Raw genomic sequence first — 1038 nt, forward strand, 5'->3', positions numbered from 1 at the left:
TCAATAGATCACGACGCCGCGGATGCTCTCACCCTTGTGCATCATGTCGAAGCCCTTGTTGATGTCCTCGAGGGGCATGGTGTGGGTGATCATCGGGTCGATGAGGATCTTGCCGTCCATGTACCAGTCGACGATCTTCGGCACGTCGGTGCGGCCGCGCGCGCCGCCGAACGCCGTGCCCATCCAGTTGCGGCCGGTGACCAGCTGGAACGGACGGGTCGAGATCTCCTGGCCGGCGCCGGCAACCCCGATGATGATCGACTTGCCCCAGCCGCGGTGCGAGGCCTCGAGCGCCTGGCGCATGACCTTGGTGTTGCCGGTGCAGTCGAACGTATAGTCCGCCCCGCCGATCAGGTCGCCATTGCGCTTGGTCATGTTGACGAGATAGGGCACGATATCGTCGCCGACTTCCTTCGGATTGACGAAATGGGTCATGCCGAATTTCTCGCCCCATTCCTTGCGGTCGTTGTTGATGTCGACGCCGATGATCATGTCGGCGCCGGCCAGCCTCAGCCCCTGCAGCACGTTGAGGCCGATGCCGCCGAGACCGAAGACGATGGCGGTCGCGCCGATCTCCACCTTGGCGGTGTTGATCACTGCGCCGATACCGGTGGTGACGCCGCAGCCGATGTAGCAGATCTTGTCGAAGGGCGCGTCCGGATTGACCTTGGCCACCGCGATCTCGGGCAGAACGGTGAAGTTGGAAAAGGTCGAGCAACCCATGTAATGGTGGATCTTGTCCTTGCCGATCGAGAAGCGCGAGGTGCCGTCCGGCATCACGCCCTGGCCCTGCGTCGAACGGATGGCGGTGCACAGATTGGTCTTGCGCGACAGGCAGGAATAGCATTCGCGGCATTCCGGCGTGTAGAGCGGAATGACATGGTCACCCTTCTTGACCGAGGTGACGCCTGGGCCGACATCAACGACGACGCCGGCGCCCTCATGGCCGAGGATCGCCGGAAACAGGCCCTCCGGATCGGCGCCCGACAGGGTGAAATCGTCGGTATGGCAAATGCCGGTCGCCTTGACCTCGATCAG

At 62.9% G+C, this 1038-nt stretch carries 1 protein-coding gene; it reads right to left on the reverse strand.

All coding sequences use genetic code 11. From position 1 onward, the window contains the following. Positions 1-1038, reverse strand: a 1038-nt coding sequence (locus RNA01_RS23390) for an S-(hydroxymethyl)glutathione dehydrogenase/class III alcohol dehydrogenase (protein ID WP_147182459.1), incomplete at its 5' end; no start/stop codon positions are given.

The sequence above is a fragment of the Paenirhizobium naphthalenivorans genome (genome assembly GCF_007992095.1).
GTDB lineage: Bacteria > Pseudomonadota > Alphaproteobacteria > Rhizobiales > Rhizobiaceae > Allorhizobium > Allorhizobium naphthalenivorans.